We start from the raw sequence: 24,001 nt of genomic DNA, 5'->3' as shown, positions 1-24,001 counted from the left end.
ACCGCTTAGGAGTTTTCAACCCCCGACAGCGAGAGGAATACAGTTTGCTGTGCCAGCGTCTTTCAGACGGGATAACATTTTGTCGGCGGTGGCGCGATCTTTATACGGCCCTAATGTGATGCGATTCCAACCGCCACTGCTGGCGATGCGGCTTTCAATACCGGCAAAAGCCAACTGTGCGCGCACTGATTCCGCCGGTTCCAGCGTTTTAAACGAACCACACTGCACCATCCAACGCTGCGCTTTTTCTGGCTTGGGGGCTTCCAGCTGCTTCGCCGTTTCCACCGGTTTTGGCGTTTCCTGTTTAGGCGCGGCGGGTTGCGTCACCGGTGCGGTGACGGGGGCGCGCGTGGTCGCGGGCGGTTGGGTTATCGTCGGGGCGGTCGCCACTGGCGGTGGTGTCACGACGGTTTTTGGCGCGGTGATGGTGACCTGAGAGCGGGGCACCGGCGTTTGATCGTTATAAGGGACTTCAGAAAGCTGTGTCGGTGCGCGACGCATATCCGCCTGCATCTGTTCTAACAGTTGACGCTGTTCTTGCGTGAGCTGTACCGGCGATTTGATTTCACCGCCGGAATTGGGCGCCGTCGGCGCAGGAACGCCCAACTGACGATTTTCCAGTTCTTTAATATAACGCCAGCGTTCTTCTGGCTTTGGTGGCAGGCCATTGCCGTTGCTCGTGGCGCTGCGTGGTAATACCGGTGATTCGGCAGGCTTGTTGTTGGCGATAAAATAGAGCCCACCAGCAAAGGTTACCAGCACGGCAACAGCCAGCATTATCATGAGCTTAGAGATACCCGAGGAAGAACCCTTTCTTCGGCTGGTTGTCTTTTTTCGACGTGCGCTTGAGCGCCCACGGCTGACATAATCTCGTTGTGCCACTGTCGTTTCGCTACAAATGAAATGAAAGATTTAGGGAACATGTTACTGAACCCTAAAAACTTTGACCAGCGCCGGAATTCTTAAACCCGATAACGAGCGTAATTTGGCGTGGCCGTGCTGTCACGAATAACCAGTTTGCTGTTGAGTAACCGTGAACCATTAGGCACCGGATGACCCTGTAATTGTTCCAGCAGCAGATGCATGGATTCACACCCCAGTTCATAGCGGGGTTGCGCGACGATAGTGAGCGGCGGGAAACAGTATTGTGCCTGCTCTATATCATCGAAACCCACCAGAGACAGGTCTTTCGGGACATCCAGCTTCATTTTTTTCGCTTGTGCCAGTACGCCCATCGCCATCATATCGCTGTGGCAGAATATGGCGCTTGACGGTGCCGGGTGTTTCATCAGTGCAATCAGCCCGTTTACGCCGGTTTCGTAACTGAAGCTGCCGTGATAAATATACTGATTATCCACCTGAATGCCGCTGCGGCGCAACGCCTGGATATACCCTTGCAAGCGGTATTCGCTCAGATGCATGTTTTCGGGACCGGCGATACAGGCGATACGGCGGTGCCCGAGCCGGTGTAGATAATAAACGGCATCAAAGGCGGCGGTGAGATTATCGATGTGTACCGTTGGCAATTCCAGGTCGGGCGAAAACTCGTTCACCATCACCATCACCATCACCATCACCATCGGCGGCAGGTTGCGCCGTTCCTCCTTGCTGGCGCTAAACGGCAGGTTGGCCCCGAGTAGCAACATGCCGTCAATCTGCTTGGCGATAATCAAATCCACGAAGGATTTTTCTTTGTGATGCTGATGAGCGCAATCGCCAATCAGCACCAGATACCCTTGTTTCGCGGCAGTTTCTTCAATACCACTCAGGACATCGGCAAAGAACGGATCGCAAATATCCGGCACGATAGCGAGCAGCGTGCGTGATTCGCTGCGTTTTACGTGGCGGGCAAGAGCATGCGGCGCATAACCGACGGTGAGCACCGCTTGCTCGACCCGCTTACGCGTTTGGCTGGAAACCTTCTCTGGGTTCATTAAGGTACGGGAGACCGTGGCCGTCGATACTCCTGCGACCTCTGCCACGTCTTTCATCGTCGCCGGCGTGGTGTCATTTTTATAGTCCAACGCGGTTCTCCTTGCATCATATGCGATTGGCGAACAGGACGGAGGCACGCGCACTGCCCGCTTTTTGCCCGACAGGCTTATACCACCTTTTGTGCTAAGGATACTGTTTCTCTGCATACGCTTAACAGATGGCGCGCAAGTTTTGCTGCTCAGATTGCATAAAAGATGTGACGGATGTCGTTTTTTCGGCACCGTTCGCATATTTTTGTGGTGTGTTAGCGATGGCTATCAGTTATCGGTCGGGTCGACGTCCAACACCCATTTCACTTTTCGGGCTTCGGGCAGTAACGAGATTAACGGCAGTGACGCTTTGACAACACGTTGTAGCGTGGCGCGGGAAGGATGTTGCAACAGCAACTGCCAACGAAAGCGCCCGGCGCGTTTGGGTTGCAGTGCCGGAACCGGGCCGAGCAGCCAGAGAGCATCATCTTTGAGCGGGCTGCTTTCCAGCAGGTTACGCAGTTGCTGGAGAAAAAGCGCCGCGTGCTGATTATCGTGATCGTCGGCGCGGAAAAGAATGTGGCTGGTATAAGGGGGCAGAAAGACACTCTGGCGCTCTTTCAGAGTCTGGCTGGCAAAAGCGTCGTAGCCCTTCTGTAACAGCAATTGCAGTAGCGGGTGGTCGGGATGGTGTGTTTGCAGCACCACTTCGCCGCTCTTCCCGGCGCGCCCGGCCCGCCCGGAAACCTGCGTATACAACTGAGCAAAGCGCTCTGTGGCGCGAAAATCGGCAGAAAACAGCGAACTGTCCACGTCCAGCAGCGCGACCAGTGTGACGTCAGGGAAATGGTGTCCTTTTGCCAGCATCTGCGTACCGATAAGAATGCGCGCGTCCCCTTGGCGCACCTGCGCCAGTTGCTGTTCCAGCATGCCTTTGCGGCTGGTGGTGTCGCGATCGATGCGGGTGATGGGCACATCGCTGAACAGTGAGGTAAGCGATTCCTCCAACTGCTCCGTGCCTAATCCAACCGGCACCAGATGTGTTGAACCGCAGTGTGGGCAATGCTGCGGCACCGGGCGTTGGCTGTCGCAATGGTGGCAGCGTAACACGCGCTGCTGTTGGTGGTAGGTGTAATAGTGTTCACAGCGCTGGCATTCGGCAATCCAACCGCATTCATGGCACATGACGACCGGTGAAAAGCCGCGTCGGTTCAGAAACAGGATGACCTGATTATTGTGTTCCAGATGGTGGCGAATACGCGTAATCAACGGTTGTGACAAGCCGCTGGTGAGCATTAGTCCTTTAATATCAATGGTGTGTTGGCGTGCAGGTTGCGCATTGCCCGCGCGTTTGCGCAGAGTGAGCTGTCGGTATTTACCGTTTTGCACGTTGTAGAGCGTTTCCAGCGCTGGCGTGGCTGAACCCATTACGATAGGGATGTTTTCCTCTCTGGAGCGGAACACTGCCAAATCACGCGCGTGATAACGCCACCCTTCGTGCTGTTTGTACGAACCGTCGTGCTCTTCATCAATGATGATCATCCCCAAGCGGGCAAACGGAGTAAACAGCGCGGAGCGGGTACCGATGACAATCGCCGATTCACCGCTGCGTGCGCGTAGCCAAACGGCAAGGCGCTCGCTGTCGTTCAGTCCGGAGTGCAACACATCCACGGGGGCGATGAAGCGTGCGCGGAAACGGGCAATGGTTTGTGGCGTCAGGCCAATTTCAGGTACCAGCACCAGCGCCTGCTTACCTTGCGATAACACGTTTTCCAGCGCGCTCAGGTACACCTCGGTTTTGCCTGAACCGGTAATCCCCGCCAACAGCCAGGCGGTGAAATGTGTGTCTTCACTGCGGATAGCGCCGACGGCAGTTGCCTGCTCGGTATTCAGGCGGAGCCGTTCATCATGAGTGATAGGCTGGTGACGCCAGTTCGCTACATCGTGTTCGATAGCCTTAAGATCGCACAGCCCTTTGGTGCGCAGCGCTTGCAACGCAGTTTCCGTCAGGTTTGATTCACTCACCTGATGGCGGTACAGCGAACCTTGTATCAGGGCGGCCAGCGCCTGCTGCTGTTTGCGAGCACGCGCCAGAGAGGAGAGCGGCGTTGCTTTGCCTTGCTCAGTGGCGAACCATTGCCAGAGTGGGGCACGATGGGCGGGTTTTCCCTGCCGCAGCAAAATGGGCAGAGCGTGAAATAGCACTTCCCCCACCGGGTAGTGATAGTAACCGACGGCCCAGATCAGAATACGCCACAGGCTGTCAGGGAAAAGAGGTTGTGTATCAAGTATCTCGTGGATGGATTTGAGCTGTTCCAACGGAAGCTCGCTGCGATCGCTCAGCGCCACGACAATGCCAATCGCCTTGCGGTTGCCAAAAGGTACGCTGACGCGCACACCCGGCAACGGCGTCATGCCTGCGGGCAGCAGGTAATCGAATGTACGTGCCAGCGGCACGGGCAATGCGACCTGAACGATGGACATGCTTTCTCCTGCTGATAATCCCTGCGCTGCGCTTTCTTCCCGGCAAGCCCAATCCGGCGGCCATGTGCGTTTGCCGCTTCGCGGGCGTTGATGGGGGGATATTCTGCGCAGAGTGAGCCGCCAGTGTACAGGTTGTGGGCTAAAATGTGTTACCTGATTGCATCTTCTGGCTAATTTCTGTATAATTTGCCGCCTTTATACGACTTTGCATCGCAGTAGTGTAATGACCTGCGCGGTGGCGACATCGTATACTGATCGTAAATAGTCAATGTGCTGTGCTTACAGTGCTTAACTTCGTGTGGTGTCTGGCGAAACAGGGCTGGATAGCGACACGGCCTTAACAGAGGTTTGCCATGAAAAAAGGTATTCACCCGAATTATGTAGCGATTACTGCAACATGTTCTTGCGGTAACGTTATCAAAACCCATTCTACCGTGGGTCACGATCTGAACCTGGACGTTTGTGGCGAATGCCACCCGTTCTATACCGGTAAACAACGTGTTGTTGACACCGGTGGTCGTGTTGAGCGCTTCAACAAGCGTTTCAGCGTGCCGGGCAGCAAAAAATAAGCGTCCCCGCATAAGTGACAAAGGCACCCAAGGGTGCCTTTGTTGTTTCTACCGTCAGATCAATATTCCCACGTATCCGGGTCGATCCCCATCTCGCGCATGATCTGTTTAGCCACTTCCGGGATCTCATCGCTGTGCTCTTTACGCAGATCGTTGTCATCCGGCAGCGGCTGACCAGTAAACGCGTGCAGAAACGCTTCACACAATAATTCACTGTTGGTTGCATGGCGCAGGTTGTTGACCTGGCGTCGGGTGCGCTCATCAGTCAGGATTTTCAGCACTTTAAGCGGAATCGAGACCGTAATCTTTTTAACTTGCTCGCTCTTTTTACCGTGTTCAGCGTAAGGGCTGACATACTCGCCGTTCCACTCAGCCATGGGATACCTTAAAAAAAAATATAGTCGTCGGGAAGATAAAACCGTCATGATATGAGGGTAATTCTAACGGGATTTCCGTCAATGCTCAATCTATACGCAAAGAAGTTTAGAAGTCTAGATGTATTGACGTCCGTTTGGCTTGGGATTACCCTTGAAAGCCTATACCCTGCCGCCAGTTAGGAAAATGGCCATGACGCGTAAACAAGCAACGATCGCCGTTTGTAGCGGACTTAATGATGATGAACAATACGGCTGTGTTGTTCCCCCAATTCATCTCTCCAGCACCTACAATTTCACCGGATTCAACCGGCCCAGAGCCCATGACTATTCGCGGCGCGGTAATCCGACGCGTGACGTAGTGCAGCGTGCGCTGGCAGAGCTGGAAGGCGGAGCCGGGGCGGTGATGACCAGCAGCGGCATGTCGGCCATTTTGCTGGTTGCGCCTCATGACTGCTATGGCGGCAGCTATCGTTTGTTTGACAGTCTCAGCAAACGCGGTGCATTCCGCGTGAAATTTGTCGATCAGGGCAATGCTGCCGCGCTGGCTGCGGCACTGGAAGAAAAACCGAAGCTGGTGCTGGTGGAAAGCCCCAGCAATCCGCTGTTGCGTGTAGCGGATATCGCGGCCATTTGCCAGGTAGCGCGTGAGGCGTGTGCTGTCAGTGTGGTAGACAACACTTTCCTGAGCCCGGCGTTGCAGCGTCCTTTGGCCTTAGGAGCCGATCTGGTGGTGCACTCTTGCACCAAGTATCTCAACGGTCACTCAGACGTGGTGGCGGGCACGGTGATTGCCAAAGACCCTGCCGTGGTGACGGAACTGGCCTGGTGGACGAAGGGCGTTCCTGGCCGCTGCGTCAACAGCTGTTGACGCAGCATGTGGGGCAACGGCTGGTGGTGACCGGTTTTATCTGCCGCAGCGAAGCCGGAGAAACGGTATTGCTGGGGCGTAATGGCAGTGACTATTCGGCGACGCAAATCGGTGCGCTGGCCGGTGTAGAACGCGTGACGATTTGGAGTGATGTTGCCGGTGTTTACAGCGCAGACCCGCGTAAGGTGAAAGATGCCTGCCTGCTGCCCTTGCTGCGCCTTGATGAGGCCAGCGAGCTGGCGCGTCTGGCGGCACCGGTGCTGCATGCGCGCACCTTGCAGCCGGTGTCTGCGCGATCTGCAACTGCGTTGTACAACCCGGAGCAAGGCTCTACGCGCATTGAACGCGTATTGGAGTCAGGCACGGGAGCGAAGATTGTCACCAGCCATGATGATGTCTGCCTGATCGACGTACAGATTCCCACGCAGCATGATTTTGTGCGCGTACACAAAGAGATCGAACAATATGTCAGTCGTGCGCAAGTGCGCCCACTGGCGATTGGCGTGCATGCCGATCGCAATCTGGTGCAATTGTGTTACACCTCAGAGGTGGTCGACAGTGCCTGGCGTGCGTTGGAACAGGCCGGGCTGCCAGTGACGTTCACGCTGCGTGAAGGGTTGGCGCTGGTGGCAATGGTGGGGCTGGCGTATGCCGTAACCCGCTGCACAGCCACCGTTTTTATCAGCAGTTAAAAGATCAGCCTATCGAGTTTGTCTGGCAGTCCGAAGATGGCATCAGCCTGGTGGCAGTGCTGCGTGTGGGGCCGACGGAGCATTTGATTCGTGGCCTGCATCAGTCGTTATTCCGTGCAGAAAAACGGATCGGGCTGGTGCTGTTCGGCAAGGGCAATATTGGTTCGCTCTGGCTGGAGCTGTTTGCGCGCGAACAGGAGCTGATCTCGGCGCGTACCGGTTTTGAGTTTGTGCTGGCGGGCGTTGTAGACAGTACGCGCAGCTTGCTGAACTATGACGGACTGGAAGCCAGTCGCGTGCTGGCCTTCTTTGATGATGAAGCGCAGGAGCGCGATGGTGAAGATCTGTTCCTGTGGATGCGGGCGCACCCCTATGATGACCTGGTAGTATTGGACGTGACCGCCAGTGAAGCGGTGGCCGATCTCTACCTTGATTTTGCCAGCTATGGCTTCCACGTGATCAGCGCCAACAGGATTGCGGGCGCATCCAGCGGCGATCGTTATCGCCAGATCCGCGATGCTTTTGCCAAAACCGGACGACACTGGCTGTATAACGCCACGGTGGGTGCGGGGCTGCCGGTGAACTATGCGGTGCATGACTTACGTGACAGCGGCGATAGCATTTTGGCCATCAGCGGTATTTTCTCTGGCACCTTATCGTGGCTGTGCCTGCAATTTGATGGCAGAGTGCCTTTTACCGAACTGGTGGATCAGGCCTGGCAACAGGGGCTGACCGAACCGGACCCGCGTGTCGATCTCTCCGGGCAGGATGTGATGCGTAAGCTGGTGATTTTGGCACGTGAAGCGGGTTATGACATCGAGCCCAATCAGGTGCGCGTTGAGTCTCTGGTGCCTACGGGCAGTGAAGCGGGGTCGATCGATCAGTTTTTCGAAAATGGCGATTCGCTGAACGAGCTGAACGAACAGATGGTACAGCGTCTGGAAGCGGCACAGGAGATGGGGTTAGTGCTGCGTCACGTGGCGCGTTTCGATGTCAGCGGCAAGGCTCGCGTGGGAGTGGGAGCGGTACGACCGGATCATCCACTGGCGTCGCTGCTGCCGTGTGACAATGTGTTCGCCATCGAAAGCCGGTGGTATCGTGATAACCCGCTGGTAATTCGTGGGCCGGGTGCCGGGCGCGATGTGACGGCTGGAGCAATTCAGTCGGATCTCAACCGATTGGCGCAACTGCTGTAAGGTCTCCTCTCTTGATAGCGGTGGTTTTTGACCACCGCTATTCCTCTTCAACCTGTCACTGAAATGTCATGGCGTTAACACGTCCTTGACATCATTACCCCGGACAATCTGCGTCATCGAAAGGTTTGTTTGGGTGCACAGGTGTGCAAAATAGAACGTCTTCTTCCGTCGCGGCAAAGCCGCACATTACGCTCGCGCATCTGCATGCCGGGTATGGCAGCACCTCTGTATTGAACGATATTCATCTGGAGATTGCTCAAGGTGAATTTGTCGCGCTGCTCGGTGCCTCTGGGTGTGGCAAGACTACCCTGCTGCGCACTATTGCCGGATTTGCCTCGCCGGATGCTGGCGCAGTTCTGGTTAACGGGCAGGATATCACCCACTACCCGCCGGAAAAACGCGGCATGGTGCTGGTGTTTCAAAGCTATGCGCTGTGGCCGCATATGACGGTGGCGCAGCACATTGCCTATGGGCTCAAGTTACGGCGCGTACCGCGCACAGAGATCGCCAATCGCGTGGCACAGTTGGAAAACATGTTGGGACTCACCGGACTGGGCGAGCGCAAACCGGCACAGCTCTCCGGTGGCCAACGCCAGCGTGTAGCGCTGGGGCGAGCATTGGCGATACAGCTCGAAATTTTGCTGCTTGATGAGCCACTCTCCAACCTGGATACCCGCATTCGCTTGCAACTGCGTGATGAGATTCGCGCCTTGCAGCAACGTCTGGGACTCACTGCTATTCACGTGACGCACGATCGCGAAGAAGCCATGGTGATGGCGGATCGCATCGTTATTTTGCATCAAGGGCACGTTATGCAGGCGGGCAGCCCACAAGAGGTATACCACCATCCAGCCAGTGCCTTCGTCGCCGCGTTTATGGGGGCAGAAAACCAGCTCATGCTGGAGGCTTACTATGATGGCGGTACCCTGACGCTACGCGGCGATGAACAGGGTGCCGCGCTGGTGCCCGTGAATTCGACGTTGCAGCCCGGCACTGTGGAAGCGCGCTTTCGCGCCGAGGCTGCACAGCTTTACGATGCGACTAAAGCTCCGACTGCCGCCCCCGGCATGCTGGTACGCCAAGGCACTGTATTGGCACAAAGCTACCCAGGCGGTCATTGGCAGCACACGGTTGTCAGTGGTAAGTGGAGGATGCAGGTGCATGCCTCTACGCCTTATGCCGTCGGCCAGCGCGTTGTGGTGCAGATCCCTGCAGAGGCACTGTTCCTGTTTTCGGCGTCTGACGCGCCCGCCCCGTCTGCTTCAGCATCACCGATTTCAGCTTCCGCTTCTTATGATTCGCTTCCCGGCCTGACTACCCAATCTTGTACTGGAGACCACTGACATGAAACGCATTTTTGCTGTAACGCTCATGATGGGCACTTCACTTTCTGCCGCGCAGGCGCAAGAGCTGACCGTGCTGACGGCTGGCGATCAAAACATGGTCGATTATGTGAACGACTATCTCGGGCCGTTGTTTGAGCAACAGCACCCGGGTGTCAAGGTCAGAGCGGTAGGCACCGGACCGGGCGATGCCGGCTCGCAGAAGATCCTCGAGCGCTTTAACGCGCAGCAGGCGGCGGGCAGCAAAGTGTGGGATACCGACGTTGCCGTGGTGCATGAAAAATTTGTCGGGCCGATGGTGAAGGGCGGTCAACTGTTGCAATACCGTGATGCCATTGCGAGCGGCAAGTTGGTGACCATGGCGGCGGCAGACAAAGCGTTAGGCAGTGATGTCAAAGGCTATGTGATGCCGATGTTCAGCAGCCAGACTGCACTGGCCTATAACCCGGCGTTGGTTCCCAACCCGCTGAAAAGCTATGACGAGCTGCAACAGTGGGCAGCAGCGCACCCAAAACAGTTCGGCTATAACGGTATCAAAGGCGGCGCATCTGGCGTCAGTTTCGTGATGGGATGGATTTATGCCTATGGCGGCGATGCCAACAAGCTGATGAATGGGCCGTTTGAAGAAACGGAAGCGCAAAAATGGCAACCGGCTTTTGAACGCCTGAAAGCATTTAATAAAAACGTTACCCTGACGCCAGGCAATGCAGGCACTTTGGATATGCTGAGCCGAGGTGAGATTGCCATCGGCCCGGTGTGGGTAGACATGTTCTATTCATGGAAGGCGAACGGGCAACTGCCGGATAACTTTAAACTGCTGTTGCCTGCGCCGGGTATGCCCGGCCAGCCGATGCACTATGTGATCCCGGCACAAGCCCCCAACCGTGAGCTGGCACAGCAGTTTGTAGCGCTCGCCACCAGCCTGAAAGTGCAGGCACAAGGCATTGTTGAGCGTTTCAACTGGTATCCGGGCATTGATGCCAAATACGTACAGTCGGAACTGAAACCGGAAATCTGGCAGCGTCTGTTTACCGATATCTCGCCGCAGGATCTGGAGACTAAAGGGAAAACCTTCCCCATCGCCCCGTATAACACGGCGATCCTGAACGCCTATGAGCATGCGATGGCACAGTAATCACCCGAATCATTGAACCGACCCATTGATAGCATCCTTCCCGGCCTATCTGGCCGGGAAGGGGAGAGCCTCATGTTACCACTCCCTTCTTTTTCTTCTCGGTTGGCTGGCATCGCGCTGGTGCTGCCCGCGCCGCTTGGATTTTCCGTCGGCTGTGCGTTTGTCAGTGAGCAGGGCATCGGCGGGGCGAATTTTGTGACCGCGCTGACGATCTATACCCCGGATATTCTGTTCACGTTGCTGATTGTCGGCGTATCAACGTTACTGATTGGCCTGTTTTCCGTATTGATTGGCGGCTACCTGACGCTGGGCGAAAACCCGCGTTGGGTCGCACTGCTGCGCTGGGTTTATCGCTGGCCGCTGTTTATTCCGTTTATCGTTACCGGGCAGATTTTGCGCACCTTCCTGGCCAAAAACGGCTGGTTAAACGGAGCGCTGGATATGCTGGGTATCGTGGATATCGCCAGCGCCAGCAACTGGCTCGACTGGCGCGGCATCGTGTTTGCTTTTGTCTGGAAGCAGACCCCGTTTGTTGCGCTGTTGGTCTCTGGTGCCATGGCCTCGTTGGATCGCGCAACCATGGAGTCGGCGCGCAATCTCGGCGCGGGACGACTGCGTATTCTGTTTGAGATTGTTGTGCCGCAGGTGTGGCACACGTTGCTGACCGGATTGATTTTGTCTTTTGTTACCATGATGTCGGTGCCGCTGATGATCAATGCACAATCCCCGACGCTGTTGAGCGCCAATATTGCGTTTCGTATCAATGCCTATGGTGATTACGGTGTGGCGAACGCGCTGGGAGCCATCTCGCTGCTGATGACGGCGGTATTTGCGGTTGTCTATCTGCGTATCAGCATGAGGGAGAAAGCATGAAACGCGTACTTGGATGGATTGCCCCGGTGCTCATTCTGGGTGCGCTGATTTTTCTCATCTTTGGTCCGCTGTCTAACCTGCTGCTGTGGGCGGTGGCGGAAAAATGGTTTTATCCGCACCTGCTGCCTAATGAATGGGGTTTCGCCTTCTGGCGGCGCGTGTTCTCGGCGCGTAGCGTTGCCTGGGAGGCATTGGGCAACAGCGTGCTGGTGACGATATTAACGGTGCTGGCCTCACTGGCGCTGGCTATCCCCGCCGGGTATGCGCTGGCGCGGCTGGCGTTGCCTGCGCGTGGCGTCATTCTGCTGTTTTTTCTGATTCCACAAGTGTTTCCCAATCTGACGGTGTACGTCAATATCACCCGCCTGTTTTATCAGTGGGGGCTGAACGGCACGCTGTTAGGCGTGGTGCTGGTGCACGCGGTGCACGGACTGGTGTTTGCGGTGTAGATTGCTTCCGCGGCGTTTGCTGCCATTAGCCGTGAGATGGAACAGGCTGCCCGCTCGATCGGTGCCGGGCCGTGGCGCACGTTTATCGATATCTCCTTGCCGCAGGAGCTGCCGGGGCTGATGGCCGCCGCCATTTTTGTCTTTCTGGAATCGTTAGATGAGTTTACCGGCAGCTACTTTGTCGGTGCGCCGGATGTGCAGATGATGCCACTGATGCTTTACAGCGCGGGGGCTGGCGGGAATTACCAGATTGCGTCGATAACCGCTCTGGTATTGCTGGTGTCTTCCATCGTTTTCATGCTGGTGGTGGAACGTTTCCTGAAAGCAGATGTGTTGGCGAGGATCGGTAAATGAGCATCAACAAACAGCGTTATGTCAGCGCGCAAGATGTGGCGCGTCGGGCGGGGGTATCGCGCTCTGCGGTGTCGCGCAGCTTTACGCTGGGCGCAAGCGTCTCGGCAGTGACCTATGCCAAAGTGATGACGACGGCGCAGGAGCTGGGTTATCAGGTTAACGATCTGGCGCGCGGCCTGCTGGCGAACGGCAGCCGTCTGGTGGGATTGGTGGTCACGCAACCGGAAGTCGGGTTTCGCGCCAATCTGGTGGCGGCGCTCTCTCAGGCGCTTATTCAGCGCGATTCGATCCCGGTACTGATCAACACTGGCCACACGCGCGGGGCGATGGCGGCGGCACGTTCGATTCTGTTCGGCCATCGCGCTGAAGCGACCATCGTTTTGTCCGGATCTCCGCCGCAGGAATTTGTCGAGCTGGCGCAGCTTAACGGTCAGCCGTTAATTGTGATTGGACGTAACGAAGCCGCATGCGACAGCGTGCATATTGATAACGACACCGCGGCACGCACGGCGGCGCGTTTGTTCGCTGCTGACGGCAGAAAACAGGTAGCGCTTATTGGCTCTGCGTCGGCAACACCGAACATTGTTGAGCGTGAGCAGGCGTTTTGCGATGAAGCGTGCACGTTGGGATTGGAAGTCAGCACGGTGCGCGGTATTGAATCAGACTACGCCGATGGTCTTTGCGCGTGTCAGTCGCTGTTCTCATTGTCGCCAGTGGATTGGCCGGATGCCGTGTTCTGCATCAACGATTTAATGGCGTTCGGTGTTATTGATTGCGCGCGCCAGCGGGGATTATCTGTGCCTGACGATCTGGCGGTTATCGGTTTTGATGATATCCCTGCCGCAGGCTGGAATGCCTATTCGCTGACCACCTTCCGTCAAGATCCGGCGCTGATGGCAGCGCAAGCATTACTGCTGCTGGTGCGTCGCCAATCAGCCTGAAGATCCTGAACATATCACGCTTCATGATGCACTGAGGAAAACCATGAAAATCATTCAACTTTCCGACCTTCATTTAACGACGCCAGGCAGTATGTTGCACGGGCGCGATCCGCTGCAACAGTTTCAGGCCGCTGTTGCGGATATCAATACACATCACCGTGATGCCGCGCTGGTGGTTATTTCTGGCGATCTTTCCGATGACGGCAGTGCGGCCTCTTATGAGGCACTTGCCACCACACTGGCGGAATTGCAGATTCCCTGGCGCGTGACCTTGGGCAACCACGATGACCGTGAAGCGTTTTTGCGCGAATTTCCCACGTTGGCCGATGAATACGGCTTTATTCAAAATGTGACGGATCTTGGCGATCATCGGGTGATCCTGCTGGATTCGCTGCAAGGCGGTGATGTTGCAGGAAACTTGTGCAGCACGCGCCTGCACTGGCTGGAAACGCAACTGCGCCAGGCTCAGGGAAAAGCGGTGTTGCTGTTCTTACACCATCCACCGATGCCTATCGGTTTGCCGTCGCTGGATGACGTGCGGTTAGCGCCGGACGCTGCAGAGGCGTTGCATCAATGCTGTTTACGTTATGCCACTGTCCGACATATTGCCGCAGGCCATGTGCACCGTCCTGCCAGCGGTAACTGGCGTGGTATGACCTTTAACACCGTGCGCGGCACCAACCATAAGTCTGCGCTTTATACCCGGTTTTGAAGTCAGCCAGGAAGCGCCGCAATACGCTATTTTTTGCATAACGACGCAGGGCCATACGGCGCATTTCAACGATTTTCCTGTCTCCTGAGGCGGGGGATAGACGCATGATGAAAAAAATTCATTTACCGTGAGCAATTATCAACAGCTTTTAAACGAAATTCGTTGACTCTTGGTTGATATTCCGTCATTTTCTATATGGACGTCTAAACGTATAGACGTTCGATAAATAATGACGGTAACGCGACGACAAGGGTGGCAAGGGTATGAGTTTTTTTCACGCAAACCAGCGGGAAACGCTGAATCAAAGACTGGCGGAGCTCCAGGGACAACTCAATGTTTCCTTTGAGTTTTTCCCGCCGAAAACCAGTGAAATGGAAGAAACGCTGTGGAACTCTATTGACCGCCTGAGTAACCTGAAGCCGAAGTTTGTTTCTGTCACCTACGGCGCGAACTCTGGCGAACGCGACCGTACTCACAGCATTATCAAGACGATCAAAGAGCGTACCGGACTGGAAGCTGCGCCGCACCTGATCTGCATTGATGCCTCCCGCGATCAGTTGCGTGAAATTGCCCAGAATTACTGGCAGAGCGGTATTCGCCACATTGTGGCGCTGCGTGGTGATTTGCCGCCTGAAGGGGGCAAACCGGATATGTATGCCGCCGATTTGGTCAGTCTGCTTAAAAGCGTCGGTGATTTTGATATCTCGGTTGCTGCTTACCCGGAAGTTCACCTGGAAGCGAAAAGCGCACAGGCTGATCTGATTAATCTGAAGAAAAAGATTGATGCGGGCGCGAACCGCGCGATCACACAGTTCTTTTTCGATGTAGAAAGCTATTTACGTTTTCGCAATCGTTGCGTAGCAACGGGTATTGACGTGGAGATTGTGCCGGGAATTTTGCCCGTTTCCAACTTTAAGCAGTTGCAACGGTTTGCCACCATGACCAATGTGCGCGTGCCAAACTGGATGACGGCAATGTTCGACGGACTGGATAACGATACCGACACCGTAAAATGGTTGGGGCGGCCATCGCCATGGACATGGTGAAAATCCTGAGTCGTGAAGGTGTGAAGGATTTCCACTTCTATACGCTCAATCGTGCAGAATTGAGTTATGCGATTTGCCACACGCTGGGCGGCGTAAGGCCTGCGGCATAGTAATCATAATCTCTGATGATAACGCGTGATGGCTACGCGTTATCATCAAGCGCGTTTTCCTTTTTCGCTTTCCATCCTACGTGTGTGCGCTGTGGGGCGGTCGTCATTCTCTGTTTCCGACTCTGACTCATACGCTGACATCTCAGAATCTGATTCTGTGTCGTAGTCTTTAGCGCGTTCATCCAGAATAAAGCCATAGGTTTTTTCTTCCAGACGATCCAATCGGGGAATTTTACTAAAGTTATGCTTTGCAGGATTATTGATAATAATATCTAAACATCTTCGGGTGTTTTTTAATATGGATTCCAGCTCTTTTTTTCGCTCCGCGCGCAATGCTGGCGGTTCATCAGGCATAGATTTAACGCGCCATAACCGCAAAATTATCTCATTTATCTCACTGTTTTTGACATGTTTCTCAGCAGGTAAACTTGAGTGGTGACACCTCCCCAATTTGAATATTTTCATTAATGTTCCTTCTCAGTTCACGGTCCTTTTTGGACCTTAACGCGATTGGGATGAATGGAGTACCAAATTTCGTTCTTACCGCATGCAATGCAGCAGGTTAGCGTGCTTCGATCGATTCCGCGCTTTATTCAAGCTTCATTGATATGTTGCAGGGTAAAATAATTATGTCATTATTGATGCGCTATGTTATTACCACTACCTACGGTAAAGTGTGTCGGCTTTGTGTGTTTTTAATATTTGGCATTTTATGATTATCCAGCATTGAAGGTTTTATAAAATTTCAATAGTGAAATAAATTTCATTTTCTTAACGCCGCCGCTGGTTATATTTTTTAACCGATAAGATACCGTTGTTGTCGGGAACCAAACATTTTCTTTGTTGATAGGGCTTACCATTGATTGGTGTCCTACCTATCGTTTTTGGCTATCTTGTTAAGGATAATGAGAAATGAACATACGGGATCTAGAGTATCTGGTGGCGTTAGCTGAACACCGTCACTTTCGGCGTGCGGCAGACTCCTGCCACGTCAGCCAGCCAACGCTCAGTGGTCAAATCCGCAAGTTGGAAGATGAACTGGGTGTGATGTTGTTGGAGCGCACCAGCAGGAAGGTGTTGTTTACTCAGGCTGGTCTGCTACTGGTGGAACAGGCAAGAACCGTGTTGCGCGAAGTCAAAGTGCTCAAGGAGATGGCGAGCCAGCAGGGAGAGACGATGTCTGGACCGCTGCATATCGGGCTGATCCCCACTGTCGGGCCTTACCTGTTGCCGCATATCATACCTATGCTGCACTGCACGTTCCCTAAGCTGGAAATGTATCTGCATGAAGCTCAGACGCATCAGCTATTAGCACACCTGGACAGCGGCAAGCTGGACTGCGCTATTCTCGCGATGGTCAAAGAATCGGAAGCCTTTATCGAAGTTCCGCTGTTTGATGAACCTATGAAACTGGCCATTTATCAGGATCACCCGTGGGCTAACCGCGAGCGTGTTGCCATGTCGGATCTGGCCGGTGAAAAACTGCTGATGCTGGAAGATGGACACTGTCTGCGCGATCAGGCGCTGGGGCTCTGCTTCCAGGCTGGGGCTGATGAAGATACGCATTTTCGCGCCACCAGCCTTGAAACGTTGCGCAACATGGTGGCGGCGGGCAGTGGTATCACCTTGCTGCCTTCGCTGGCGGTGCCTCATGAGCGTCAGCGCGATGGCGTCTGCTATTTGCCGTGCTACAAGCCGGAGCCGAAGCGAACTATCGCGCTGGTGTACCGTCCTGGATCGCCGCTGCGCGGCCGCTATGAACAGCTGGCGGACGCGGTGCGGGAACATATGCGACACTATTTGGATAATGCATTAAAACAGGCGGTTTAATCCATTAAGCGCCGCCACGCGGTAAGCTTCGGCCATCGTTGGGTAATTAAAGGTTGTATTAACGAAGTATTCGATAGTATTGCCTTCGCCTTTTTGCTCCATGATGGCCTGGCCGATGTGGATAATCTCCGCTGCGCGCTCGCCAAAGCAGTGAATACCGAGAATCTGCCGTGTATCACGGTGGAAAAGTATCTTCAGGCTCCCCACGTTCATGCCGACTATCTGCGCCCGAGCCAGATGTTTGAACTGTGCGCGCCCAACCTCATAGGGCACTTTCATCGCGGTCAGTTCCTGCTCGGTTTTCCCCACCGAACTGATTTCCGGAATCGTGTAGATCCCCGTCGGGATATCCTCGATAAGATGCGCACTGGCATCGCCTTTGACGATGGCCTGCGCTGCCAGCCGTCCCTGATCGTAGGCCGCCGAAGCCAGGCTGGGATAACCGATGACGTCACCTACGGCGTAGATATGCGCCAGCGCGGTTTGATACATGCTGTTGACTTTCAATTGGCCGCGCCCGTCGGGCACCAAACCGATTTTTTCCAGCCCTAACGTTTCCGTGTTGCCGGTGCGGCCATTGGCGTACAGCAAGCAATCGGCCTTCATCTTTTTACCGGATTTAAGATGAACAATGACGCCGTCGGCGGTTCCTTCGATCGATTCGAACTCTTCGTTATGGCGAATAACAACGCCATTGTTCCAGAAATGGTAGGAAAAGGCGTCGGACATTTCCTGATCGAGAAATGCAAGTAACCGATCGCGGGTATTGATGAGATCCACCTTCACGCTCAGGCCGCGAAAGATAGAGGCATATTCACAACCGATGACCCCTGTGCCATAAATAATCACATGTTGAGGTTCGTGATCGAGTTCCAATATGGAGTCGCTGTCGTAAATACGTGGATGTTCGAAATCCACATTGGTCGGGTGATACGGCCGTGAACCCGTGGCGATGATTATATGGGCGGCAGTGAGCATATCTTGCGTGTTATCGGGATACTGTACGGCAATCGTGTGTTCATCGATAAAATGGGTTTCGCCTGAAAATATCTCGCAATGGTTACGTTCGTAAAAGCCCTGCCGCATGCGCGTTTGATGGCCGATTACACTGTCGGCGTGGCGCAGAATGTCGGAAAAGGAGGAGCGAATAGGGCGTGCGTTATCGCTGTACAATGGGTTCTGGTTGAATTCGATGATGCGGCTGACAGCATGGCGCAATGCTTTGGAAGGGATGGTTCCCCAGTGAGTACAACCGCCGCCAACGTTGTAATATCGCTCGATGACGGCCACTTTGGCACCCTGTTTCACCAGCCCCATCGCGGCACCTTCGCCGCCCGGGCCGGAGCCAATGATGATGGCATCATAATCAAACTGGCGCTGAGTCTGTGCTTGTTGTGTCATGGTAGGGTAATCCTGTTTTTATACAAGCCGATAACGCTATTGTAACACCGCCGCGATTATAACCCAATTCATCCCTGCTATTTGTATGACAATACCTCTCCCATTTTCAATATGGCAAACTTTGTCTCAATATGTCGCAAGTAAAGTTTGCTATAGTGCTTTCCTGGAGAAGAAAGCGGATGGTGTAAGCAGAATATGGGTGTCGGAACACAACATATGGGTGTCAGAGCACAACAAAAAGAACGCACTCGCCGTTCCTTAATCGAAGCTGCTTTCAGTCAACTCAGTGCCGAACGGAGTTTCGCCAGCTTGAGTTTGCGTGAAGTCGCGCGTGAGGCGGGCATCGCTCCCACCTCTTTTTATCGCCACTTCCGCGATGTCGATGAATTGGGTTTGACCATGGTCGATGAAAGCGGCCTGATGTTGCGTCAATTGATGCGACAGGCTCGCCAGCGCATTGCCAAAAGCGGTAGCGTTATCCGTACGTCGGTCTCAACCTTTATGGAATTCATTGGCAATAATCCTAATGCGTTTCGCCTGTTGCTGCGTGAACGCTCGGGTACGTCCGCCGCGTTTCGTGCTGCTGTTGCCCGTGAAATTCAGCATTTTATTGCGGAGCTGGCGGACTATCTGGAAGTGGAAAATCATATTCCGCGTGAATTTGCGGAGGCGCAATCCGAAGCCATGGTCACGATTGTGTTTAGTGCTGGCGCAGAAGCGCTGGATGTTGGGCTTGAGCAGCGACGGCAATTGGAAGAACGCCTGGTGTTGCAATTGCGCCTGATCGCCAAAGGGGCTTACTACTGGTACAAAAAGGAACATGAGAAGGAAGTGAATATTTCTGACGCGTAGCGGTGAGCCTGATGCGGTCTATCCTGTTCCAAACTCTTGAATGTTCAAAACCATGGGAGACATCATGACAAAATACCCTCATCAAGAAAAAGGCACCCTCGTTTTGGCGTTGATCGCAGGCTTGTCGGTCAATGGTTCATTTGCCGCTTTGTTCAGTTCCATCGTGCCCTTTTCTGTCTTTCCGCTGATTGCCCTTGTGCTCTCTGTATACTGTTTACACCAACGTTATCTCAATATAGAGATGCCGGAAGGCATGCCGTTACTGGCCGCAGCCTGCTTTTTGCTGGGGCTGTTGCTGTATAGCGCGCTGGTTCGCGTCGAATATCCGCAGATTGGCTCCAACTTCCTGCCTTCATTACTGTGCGTTGTGTTGGTGTTCTGGATTGGCTTGCGGCTCAAAAAGCGCCGTCCGGTAGACGACGCTCCAGCATCCTGAGTGACTGAGTTCCAATGGGAAGAAGGGGATTACGCTTTCTTCTCTAACAGCACGCCGCATTCCATATGGTGGGTATAGGGGAACTGGTCGAACAGCGCCAGACGGGCGATGTGGCGTGTTGTCATTAGCCGAGCCAGATTGTTGCACAGGGTTTCCGGGTTGCAGGAGATATACAGAATTCGCGAGTAACCCTGCACCATGGCCAGTGTTTGGTCGTCCAGGCCGCTGCGCGGTGGATCGACAAAAATGGTGTCGCACTGATACCCAGACAAATCGATACCCTGCAAACGCGTAAATTCACGCTTACCTTGTAGTGCCTGAGTGAATTCTTCCGCCGCCATACGGATAATCTGCACGTTATCAATCTGGTTCGCAGAGATATTGAATTGTGCCGTGGCGACAGACGGCTTGGCGATTTCGGTGGCCAAGACGCGATTGAAATTACGCGCCAGCGCCAGTGAGAAGTTGCCGTTGCCGCAATAAAGCTCGAGCAGGTCGCCTTTCGAGCCCGCTGTAGCATTCAGCGCCCACTCCAGCATTTGAATATTGATGGCGGCATTCGGTTGGGTGAAGCTGTTTTCCACCTGACGATAGATCATCTCACGCCCTGCTACTGGCAGGCGCTCATCGACATAATCCCTGTCCAGACAGATTTTGGTTTTCGTTGCCCGACCAATCAGTTGCAGAGCGAATCCTTGTGCGCGCAGCGTATCCCGCAGTGTGCGCGCCTGTTGCTGCCACTCTTCGTCCAGCGCCTTGTGGTAGATCAGCGTCACCACCACTTCACCGCTTAGGGTCGACAGATAATCGATCTGAAACAGTTTGCGGCGCAGTACCAAATCGCTGCGTAGCGCATCAAGCAGTATGGGCATTAGTCGATTAATCAACGCGCTGGCAGCAGGGAATTGATCTACTCTGATCCGCTGTTTGGTCTGCTGATCGAACATGATGTGGTAGAGATCGTCCCCGTCGTGCCAAATGCGAAATTTGGCCCGCATGCGGTAATGATTTACCAGGGAACGGAACACCTCTGGCTCTGGTGCGCCAAAGGGCACCATCATCTGCCGTAGACGTTCCGTCTTTTCCGCAAGCTGGTCGTCGTACTGTTCGATGGGCAGGTTCTCTGGCGTCATGGTGTTCTCGGCTACAAAACGATGAAAAGAAGTTTACTGGGCGGGATTGTAGGGCATCTCTAAGGGATGTCCAGCGTTGTTGCTGCGATAGCAATTTCACATCGTGGAAGTCTAGACATCCGTAAGCGGCCATCGTAGCATAGCGTGCCGGTATCACAATGTGTGCTAACACAACGTGAACTAAAAGGGAACCCAGTGAAAACCTGGAGCTGACGAGCAGTGGGAAGGGAAACGACAGCATTGAATGCAGACACTGCCTGTGGGCGGGAAGTCGTCGTTTCTGATTGCAACAGCAATGTCACCCGAGCCCGAAGACCTGCCGGTTTACGTCGCAATGTTCACGATCGTCGCGAGCTATCGATTGTGGTAATGCGGCATCCGCAATGTGATTTGGATGCTAACTACATGTCTTATAAAAAATTATCGCTGCTGGCGGCGCTCTCTGCCACGGCTTTTTCTGGCTGGGCGCAGCAAACTGACAACAACACCATGGTGGTTACCGCTAACCGTTTTCAACAGCCGGTAAATAGTGTGCTGGCGCTTACAACCGTGGTTACTCGCGAAAATATTGATCGTTGGCAGGCTAAGAGCCTGACCGATGTGATGCGTCGTTTGCCTGGGGTGGATATTGGGCAGAATGGCGGGTTGGGGCAGAAAAGTTCGATGTTTATTCGCGGAACTGAAAGTAGGCATGTGCTGGTTCTGATTGATGGTATTCGTTTAAATCAGGCAGGTATTAGTGGTTCATCAGACCTTAGTCAAATCCCCATATCTTTAGTGCAACGAATTGAATATATTCGCGGTGCACGTTCTGCAGTCTACGGCTCTGATGCCATCGGTGGCGTGGTAAATATCATCGAAGAATGGCACTACATTAACTGCTGGCGTGGGATCTAATGGCTACCAATCCTACGATGCATCAACACAACAGTTGCTAGGTGACAGCACAACGGCAACGTTTGCAGGAAATTATAAATATACTAAAGGGTTTGACGTCGTTGCTAATGGTAATAGCGATCCGGCACAACCCGATCGTGATGGATTTATGAGCAAACTACTTTATGGAGCAGTTGATCATCAATTCAATGAAAAAATTAGCGGATTTCTGCGCGGTTATGGGTATGACAACCGTGCTGACTACGATAGCTTTTATAATTATTTAAATAACTCACTGCAAGATACACGTCAGCTAGATAGCCAAACGTGGGATACAGGGCTTCGTTTCTAAGATGGTATTTACAGTACGCAACTTATTGGAAGTTACAGCCATGGCAAGGATTATGATTACGATCCGCGTTTGGGAATGCATGATTGCAGTGCGAGGTTAGTCGATTCCCAGCAATACAAATACCCTGCAAGTAGGTACAGGCACTGTAAGTGCAGGTGTTGATTGGCAGGAGCAGGTAATTAAACCTGAATCAACAACGGTTAACAGAGAAGAAAGTCAGAATAACACCGGTCTTTATCTTACTAGTCAGCAACGCTTCAATTCTATTGTTCTTGAAGGTTCCCTGCGTGGTGACGATCATTCTGAGTATGGTTGGCATAACACATGGCAAACGGGTGCTTCGTGGGAGTTTATCGACGGATACCGATTGATCGCTTCCTATGGTACTGCGTTTAAGGCTCCAAACATGGAGCAATTGTACGCTAAATCTGGCAGTAACCGTGACCTTAAACCAGAGGAAAGCAAGCAGTGGGAAACGGGGATTGAAGGCCTCAGTGGACCAGTGACGTGGCGTATTTCTGGTTACCGTAACGACATAGATAATCTGATCGATTCAACCAGCGGCACCAACTGGGTTTATCAAAATACTGGCAAAGCTAAAATCAAAGGTATCGAAGCAACGGCAGCGTTTGATACAGGTCTGTTAGGTCATCGTATCAGCTATGACTACGTATCAGCTATGACTACGTTGATTCTCGTAATGCCATTACTGATGTGCCACTGACCCGTCGCGCAAAGCGGCAAGTTAAGTATCAACTTGATTGGCAGATACAAGACCTGGATTGGAGCTTAACATATCAATATCTGGGTAGTCGTTATGATAAAGACTACGGTGTCTATGTCCCAGCCATTGATGACTACCAAACCGTCAAACTCGGTGGCGTAAGCCTTTGGGATCTCGCTGTATCATATCCTGTCACCTCTCATCTCACAGTTCGTGGTAGAATTGCCAACCTGTTTGATAAAGAGTACGAGGCAGCATATGGCTATCAAACGGCAGGAAGAGAATACTATCTCTCAGGAAGCTACACCTTCTAACCTGCCCGCCCGCCCCACGGTGTTGGTGTTTGACTCCGGCGTGGGGGGGGTATCTGTGTATAACGAGATTTGGCAGTTGCTGCCGGATCTTCATTATATCTACGCCTTCGATAACGAAGCGTTCCCCTACGGTGAGAAACCGCAAGACTTTATCGTTGAACGTGTGGTTCAAATCGTTTCTGCAGTACAAAAGCGCCATCAACTGGCTGCCGTCGTTATTGCCCGCAACACCGCGAGTACCATTTCGCTGCCCGCATTGCGCGAGCGGTTTACGTTCCCGGTCGTGGGTGTTGTGCCTGCCGTGAAGCCCGCCGCAAGGCTGACGCGCAATGGCATCGTCGGTGTTCTGGCGACGCGTGCCACGGTGCAGCGCGCCTATACTCACGAACTAATTGCCCCCGCTTTGCTACGGACTGTCAGATATTGCTACTTGGGTCGGCGGAGCTAGTGGAACTGGCGGGGGCTAAGTTGCAAGGGGATAACGTATCGTTATTGGCGTTGCAGCAAATTTTGCACCCTTGGCTGAAATTGCCTGAGCCACCGGATACTGTGGTGCTTGACTGTACGCACTTCCCTCTATTAGCCGAAGAGTTACAGTTGGTGTTGCCAAATGGTACTCGACTGGTGGACTCAGGAGCGGCGATCGCCAGAAGAACGGCATGGCATCTCGCTAATCTGGAACAACCACTGGCTCTGAGCACGGAAAAAAATCTGGCTTATTGCATGACGATTACGCCTAAAGTGGCGACCCTGTGGCCCGTTTTACAGCGTTTTGGCTTTGAATCGTTGGAAAAACTACCGCTTTAATGGCTTTTTGGATGAATAGTAGGCACTCAGAAATAAAATTGAAATTAGCGCTTGTCAGGGCGCGAGAAGTGTCTATACTGCGCCTCCACTGACACGGCAACAGCGATTCGCGGTTGCGAGGTCAGTTAGAAAGTTGAACGAAAGATGTTGACTTTCTAGCGGA

General features: G+C 53.6%; 16 protein-coding genes, 6 pseudogenes and 1 riboswitch. Of the genes and pseudogenes, 15 read left to right on the top strand and 7 right to left on the bottom strand.

Features of this window, described 5'->3' with window-relative positions; translation table 11 throughout:
• Positions 1 to 15: 15 nt before the first annotated feature.
• The 3 genes from ftsN to priA form a co-directional block, all read right to left on the bottom strand.
• On the bottom strand, positions 16 to 882 hold the full coding sequence (ftsN, locus tag ACMZI0_RS02470) for a cell division protein FtsN (RefSeq protein WP_415671828.1): 867 nt from the start codon (positions 880 to 882) through the stop codon (positions 16 to 18).
• Between the two features lie 80 nt (positions 883 to 962).
• Positions 963 to 1,991 (bottom strand): DNA-binding transcriptional regulator CytR, encoded by a 1,029-nt coding sequence (gene cytR, locus ACMZI0_RS02465; protein WP_415671880.1) that lies wholly within the window; start codon positions 1,989 to 1,991, stop codon positions 963 to 965.
• A gap of 261 nt (positions 1,992 to 2,252) precedes the next feature.
• On the bottom strand, positions 2,253 to 4,448 hold the full coding sequence (priA, locus tag ACMZI0_RS02460; protein WP_415671827.1) for a primosomal protein N': 2,196 nt from the start codon (positions 4,446 to 4,448) through the stop codon (positions 2,253 to 2,255).
• A 353-nt stretch (positions 4,449 to 4,801) separates the two neighbouring features.
• On the opposite strand from priA, the gene rpmE reads away from it, so the two are divergent.
• Complete coding sequence (gene rpmE / locus ACMZI0_RS02455; RefSeq protein ID WP_195313079.1) at positions 4,802 to 5,017, top strand: 50S ribosomal protein L31; 216 nt, start codon at positions 4,802 to 4,804, stop codon at positions 5,015 to 5,017.
• A 59-nt stretch (positions 5,018 to 5,076) separates the two neighbouring features.
• On the opposite strand, the gene metJ is transcribed toward rpmE, so the two are convergent.
• Positions 5,077 to 5,394, bottom strand: coding sequence for a met regulon transcriptional regulator MetJ (gene metJ, locus ACMZI0_RS02450; RefSeq protein WP_415671826.1), 318 nt, complete (start codon positions 5,392 to 5,394; stop codon positions 5,077 to 5,079).
• A 190-nt stretch (positions 5,395 to 5,584) separates the two neighbouring features.
• Between metJ and ACMZI0_RS02445 the strand changes: the two are divergent.
• From ACMZI0_RS02445 to metF, 9 genes and pseudogenes are all read left to right on the top strand, one after another.
• Positions 5,585 to 6,256 (top strand): annotated as a pseudogene (locus ACMZI0_RS02445) (aminotransferase class I/II-fold pyridoxal phosphate-dependent enzyme); the annotation flags it as partial.
• Positions 6,220 to 8,150: pseudogene (locus tag ACMZI0_RS02440) on the top strand (bifunctional aspartate kinase/homoserine dehydrogenase II); the annotation flags it as partial. The pseudogenes ACMZI0_RS02445 and ACMZI0_RS02440, both read left to right, overlap by 37 nt.
• A 143-nt stretch (positions 8,151 to 8,293) precedes the next feature.
• The gene (locus tag ACMZI0_RS02435; RefSeq protein WP_415671825.1) at positions 8,294 to 9,493 is read left to right on the top strand and encodes an ABC transporter ATP-binding protein; all 1,200 of its coding nucleotides are present in this window, start codon (positions 8,294 to 8,296) and stop codon (positions 9,491 to 9,493) included.
• Position 9,494: 1 nt separating this feature from the next.
• Positions 9,495 to 10,628: an extracellular solute-binding protein gene (locus ACMZI0_RS02430; protein ID WP_415671824.1), complete on the top strand. Its 1,134-nt coding sequence runs from the start codon at positions 9,495 to 9,497 to the stop codon at positions 10,626 to 10,628.
• A gap of 72 nt (positions 10,629 to 10,700) precedes the next feature.
• Entirely contained in the window at positions 10,701 to 11,501 is an 801-nt protein-coding gene (locus ACMZI0_RS02425) for an ABC transporter permease (protein WP_415671823.1), read from the top strand.
• Positions 11,498 to 12,304 (top strand): annotated as a pseudogene (locus ACMZI0_RS02420) (ABC transporter permease). The gene ACMZI0_RS02425 and the pseudogene ACMZI0_RS02420 overlap by 4 nt, the downstream one beginning before the upstream one ends.
• Positions 12,301 to 13,245 (top strand): LacI family DNA-binding transcriptional regulator, encoded by a 945-nt coding sequence (locus ACMZI0_RS02415; RefSeq protein WP_415671822.1) that lies wholly within the window; start codon positions 12,301 to 12,303, stop codon positions 13,243 to 13,245. The pseudogene ACMZI0_RS02420 and the gene ACMZI0_RS02415 overlap by 4 nt, the downstream one beginning before the upstream one ends.
• 43 nt (positions 13,246 to 13,288) lie before the next feature.
• On the top strand, positions 13,289 to 13,957 hold the full coding sequence (locus ACMZI0_RS02410; protein WP_415671821.1) for a phosphodiesterase: 669 nt from the start codon (positions 13,289 to 13,291) through the stop codon (positions 13,955 to 13,957).
• A gap of 263 nt (positions 13,958 to 14,220) precedes the next feature.
• Positions 14,221 to 15,113, top strand: a pseudogene (gene metF / locus ACMZI0_RS02405) (methylenetetrahydrofolate reductase).
• Positions 15,114 to 15,158: 45 nt separating this feature from the next.
• Here metF and ACMZI0_RS02400 read toward each other — a convergent pair.
• Positions 15,159 to 15,578 carry a hypothetical protein gene (locus ACMZI0_RS02400; RefSeq protein ID WP_415671820.1) on the bottom strand — a complete coding sequence of 140 codons (420 nt, stop codon included), beginning with the start codon at positions 15,576 to 15,578 and terminating at the stop codon, positions 15,159 to 15,161.
• Between the two features lie 447 nt (positions 15,579 to 16,025).
• Between ACMZI0_RS02400 and oxyR the strand changes: the two genes are divergently transcribed.
• A complete protein-coding gene (oxyR, locus tag ACMZI0_RS02395; RefSeq protein ID WP_415671819.1) occupies positions 16,026 to 16,943 on the top strand; it encodes a DNA-binding transcriptional regulator OxyR in 918 nt (305 codons plus the stop codon).
• Here oxyR and sthA read toward each other — a convergent pair.
• Positions 16,926 to 18,344 carry a Si-specific NAD(P)(+) transhydrogenase gene (gene sthA / locus ACMZI0_RS02390; protein ID WP_415671818.1) on the bottom strand — a complete coding sequence of 473 codons (1,419 nt, stop codon included), beginning with the start codon at positions 18,342 to 18,344 and terminating at the stop codon, positions 16,926 to 16,928. The two genes, oxyR and sthA, sit on opposite strands and share 18 nt — an antisense overlap.
• A gap of 216 nt (positions 18,345 to 18,560) precedes the next feature.
• Here sthA and fabR point away from each other — a divergent pair, with 216 nt between their 5' ends.
• Together fabR and ACMZI0_RS02380 are read left to right on the top strand one after the other, a co-directional pair.
• Positions 18,561 to 19,196 carry an HTH-type transcriptional repressor FabR gene (fabR, locus tag ACMZI0_RS02385; protein ID WP_415671879.1) on the top strand — a complete coding sequence of 212 codons (636 nt, stop codon included), beginning with the start codon at positions 18,561 to 18,563 and terminating at the stop codon, positions 19,194 to 19,196.
• A gap of 64 nt (positions 19,197 to 19,260) precedes the next feature.
• Positions 19,261 to 19,632, top strand: a complete 372-nt coding sequence (locus ACMZI0_RS02380) for a YijD family membrane protein (protein WP_415671817.1) — start codon at positions 19,261 to 19,263, stop codon at positions 19,630 to 19,632.
• A gap of 29 nt (positions 19,633 to 19,661) precedes the next feature.
• Here ACMZI0_RS02380 and trmA read toward each other — a convergent pair whose 3' ends face one another.
• On the bottom strand, positions 19,662 to 20,765 hold the full coding sequence (gene trmA / locus ACMZI0_RS02375; RefSeq protein ID WP_415671816.1) for a tRNA (uridine(54)-C5)-methyltransferase TrmA: 1,104 nt from the start codon (positions 20,763 to 20,765) through the stop codon (positions 19,662 to 19,664).
• Positions 20,766 to 20,896: 131 nt separating this feature from the next.
• Positions 20,897 to 21,104, top strand: a riboswitch (cobalamin riboswitch).
• A gap of 66 nt (positions 21,105 to 21,170) precedes the next feature.
• On the opposite strand from trmA, the pseudogene btuB reads away from it, so the two are divergent.
• Together btuB and murI are read left to right on the top strand one after the other, a co-directional pair.
• Positions 21,171 to 23,031: pseudogene (gene btuB, locus ACMZI0_RS02370) on the top strand (TonB-dependent vitamin B12 receptor BtuB).
• Positions 22,976 to 23,838 (top strand): annotated as a pseudogene (gene murI, locus ACMZI0_RS02365) (glutamate racemase). The pseudogenes btuB and murI overlap by 56 nt, the downstream one beginning before the upstream one ends.
• Positions 23,839 to 24,001: the final 163 nt, after the last annotated feature.

Source organism: Symbiopectobacterium sp. (assembly GCF_047692315.1).
Taxonomy (GTDB): domain Bacteria; phylum Pseudomonadota; class Gammaproteobacteria; order Enterobacterales; family Enterobacteriaceae; genus Symbiopectobacterium.
The sequence above is the reverse complement of the archived record's forward strand: the minus strand, read 5'-3'. Positions and strand labels throughout refer to the sequence as shown.